The 3,248-nt window shown below is 37.7% G+C and carries 3 protein-coding genes, 2 tRNA genes and 1 rRNA gene; all 6 read left to right on the forward strand.

Annotation, left to right across the window (positions count from 1 at the left end; genetic code table 11):
- A 16S ribosomal RNA gene (locus NYG92_RS09055) occupies positions 1-87 on the forward strand; the annotation flags it as partial.
- 479 nt (positions 88-566) lie between these two features.
- Positions 567-642 (forward strand) — tRNA-Ala (locus NYG92_RS09060).
- 17 nt (positions 643-659) lie between these two features.
- A tRNA-Ile gene (locus NYG92_RS09065) sits at positions 660-736 on the forward strand.
- A 33-nt stretch (positions 737-769) separates the two neighbouring features.
- On the forward strand, positions 770-1,069 hold the full coding sequence (locus NYG92_RS09070; RefSeq protein WP_289234203.1) for a hypothetical protein: 300 nt from the start codon (positions 770-772) through the stop codon (positions 1,067-1,069).
- 17 nt (positions 1,070-1,086) lie between these two features.
- Positions 1,087-1,704, forward strand: a complete 618-nt coding sequence (locus NYG92_RS09075) for a LysE/ArgO family amino acid transporter (protein WP_034956241.1) — start codon at positions 1,087-1,089, stop codon at positions 1,702-1,704.
- 175 nt (positions 1,705-1,879) lie between these two features.
- Positions 1,880-3,079: a methionine adenosyltransferase gene (metK, locus tag NYG92_RS09080; RefSeq protein WP_289234204.1), complete on the forward strand. Its 1,200-nt coding sequence runs from the start codon at positions 1,880-1,882 to the stop codon at positions 3,077-3,079.
- Positions 3,080-3,248 lie beyond the last annotated feature (169 nt).

A 3,248-nucleotide genomic window follows, 5' to 3' on the forward strand; every position in this document is an offset into this window, starting at 1 on the left:
AAGCTATCCCCCACAGTGGAATCAGCGACTGGGGTGAAGTCGTAACAAGGTAACCGTAGGAGAACCTGCGGTTGGATTACCTCCTTTCTAGAGTACAACTTTATCCTTTCGTTAGGATAGAGTATAATAAAGTCAAGTTTCTCACAAACTTGCTTTTCAATTGTCCTTGTTTAGATTTTAAAGATTGATGATTTCTTGCGGGGAATTTGCAGGGCATGGACAAAATGCACGGCCTTGGGGTGTTCTACTTTCAGCCTTTTAAGCTTTTAAAGGCGCTAAAGGGGCAGCCTTAGGCGTGGTTTTCACTGCAAGATGCGCGCAAGTCTTATTGGTGAGGGCATTTATGCCGGAGCTTTTTTGGGGAAGCTTTTTTTTTGGGGAAGGCGAAGCCGCTTTGTCTGTAAAATTTCTGCAAGAATTTGGGCGAGCATGAAGCTCTGGTGTGCTGTTGGCTCTGGGTTAGGGCAAAACAGCGATGAATCCTCCCGTAGCTCCCCTCTTGCATGGGGTGGTGCCTCATTTGCGAGGATTTGCTTTGAAGGCTTTTGCGGGGGAGGCTTTGATTTGAGGAATTAGCTCAGCTGGGAGAGCGCCTGCTTTGCACGCAGGAGGTCAGCGGTTCGATCCCGCTATTCTCCACCATTATTCTCCACCGCTAAGGGACTATAGCTCAGCTGGTTAGAGTGCACCCCTGATAAGGGTGAGGTCGCAAGTTCAAGTCTTGCTAGTCCCACCATGAGGTTTGGATAAAGTTTAATCGAGGTTTTATGTGAATAATTTTCTTATTTCCCCTATAAATAATGTTAATATGCAAATTGATTTAAAAACGAAGCAAAACAAGATTTCCAATTCTTATTTGAAGCACGAGGACGATTTACATTTAGCCACAATGAAGGCAAATAAAAAGCGTTTAATTTCTCAACATTTTATCAATTCAAATCATAATCAAAATTTAGCTCTTATTAACAACGATGCTTTCGATTGTAGAAAAGAAAATCATATTGGCGTTTTGGTTATATCGGCTTTGAGCGGAGATTATATCCAAGAAGCGGATTTTGAAAAAGTGTGATTTTTACTTGGAATTTGATGATGACTCCGTTATTTAAGGGCTTTTTGCTTTCTTTATCTCTTATTGTAGCCATAGGGGCGCAAAATGTTTTTATTTTAAGACAGGCTTTAACAAACCATTACATTTTCATCGTTTGTTTGCTTTGTTTTTTGTGTGATGTGATTTTGATATGTGTGGGTATTTTTGGTGTTGGGGAAATTTTTGCGAAAAATCAAATTTTAGCTCTTATTTTAGCTCTTTGTGGCGTATGTTTTGCTTTATATTATGCTTTTTTATCCTTAAGAGCTGTTTTTGCAAATTCTATAAAGTTACAATTAGCAAAAGAAAATCCTCCTCCATTAAAAAAAGTGATCATTTCGACTTTGCTTGTTACTCTTGCTAATCCTCATGTTTATTTAGATACGGTTTTTTTAGTAGGCAGTGCGGCTTTAAATTTTTCTTTTGATGAAAAAATTCTTTTTGCATTAGGAGCTTTAAGCGCTTCGTTTTTGTGGTTTTTTTCTTTAGGTTATGGGGCTAAATTTTTGAGTTCTTATATAAAGCCAAACATTGTAAAAATAATTGATTTGTTTGTATGTCTTATAATGTGTATGGTTGCATATTCTCTAATTTTATATATTTTGGAAAGAATTTAATACCTTACAACTTCTTAGCAAATTCATTTCACACGCTCTAAACAATGTGTAGATTTGACGCATATCAAATTTGAAGTTTGAGCTTTTCACATAAGAATTTACTTTATATGAGTTTAAAGCGTATTGTAACTTAAATTTTGTATAATGCTCTCTCATTTTTTATGAAAGGACTTTTATGTATCTATTCACTTCAGAAGTCGTAAGCGCAGGTCATCCTGACAAGTGTGCTGATATAATCGCTGATACAATAGTGGATATACTCTTGAAAAATGACAAAAATTCAAGAGTGGCGAGTGAGGTTTTTGTCGCAGGTAATAAGGTTGTGATAGGAGGCGAAGTTAAGTCAAATCACAAGCTTAGTAAAACCGATTACGATAATTTAGTTAAAAATGTTTTGAGAAAAATAGGCTATGATGGCGCTGGACATTTTAGTAAAAAGCAATGTTTGCACCCTGATGAAGTCGATGTTATGGTATTTTTAAATGAGCAAAGCCCAGACATTAATCAAGGGGTCGATCAAGAGGACGGCGAAACAGGTGCCGGAGATCAGGGCATAATGTTTGGCTTTGCAAGCTGCGAGGCGGAAGAGTATATGCCAGCGGCGATTAGCTATGCCAAAATGCTTTGCGATAAGGTCTATGCTTACGCTAAAGCACATCCAAATGAACTTGGCGTGGATATAAAAACACAGGTTACGATTGATTATGGCACGAAGGCAAATTTTGAAAATTGCTCTCCGCAAAAAATTCACACCATAGTAGTCTCTGCTCCTTGCGTTGAGAGTATGAAAATAGAGGAATTGAGAGCTTTAGTGATGAAGCTTATTTTGGATACAAAATTACCTAAAGAGCTTTTTTGCCCAGAAACGACAAGAATTTTAATCAATCCAACAGGCAAATATGTCAATCACAGCTCCTTACACGATAGTGGCTTAACGGGACGCAAACTTATCGTAGATAGTTTTGGTGGCTACTCGCCTATAGGTGGTGGAGCGCAGTCTAGCAAAGATTATACTAAAGTCGATAGAAGCGGACTTTATGCGGCTAGGTGGTTAGCGAAAAATATAGTTGCTGCAAAACTTGCGAAAAAATGTATTGTTCAGTTAAGTTACGCCATAGGCGTGGCAAAGCCGACTTCTGTAAGCGTGGATTGTATGGGGACAAATTTGAGCGGTGTCGATGATGATAAATTAAGCGAATTTGTGATGGAAAATTTTGCGCTCACTCCTAATTGGATTAGAGATAAATTTGCTCTTGATAAGCCAAGCGAAAGCACATTTTTATACGCTGATGTTGCTGCAAGAGGACAGGTGGGGCAAAAAGACTATCCTTGGGAAAAATTAGACGCTTTAGACAAATTCAAAAACCTACTTTAATATTAAGCCCCACAAGGGCTTAATATTTTTTCACAAATCTTCCCCACTTTCATCTTCCCTTAAGCTTCTTTATGTATAATTTCGACTTTCACTTTCTAAAAAAGTCTAAATACAACATTTTAACTCCTTTAGAAAGCCGTTCTTTAACTTATTATTGTTAAGAGTCACA

It is taken from the genome of Campylobacter felis, assembly GCF_030250085.1.
Classification (GTDB): Bacteria; Campylobacterota; Campylobacteria; order Campylobacterales; family Campylobacteraceae; genus Campylobacter_D; species Campylobacter_D upsaliensis.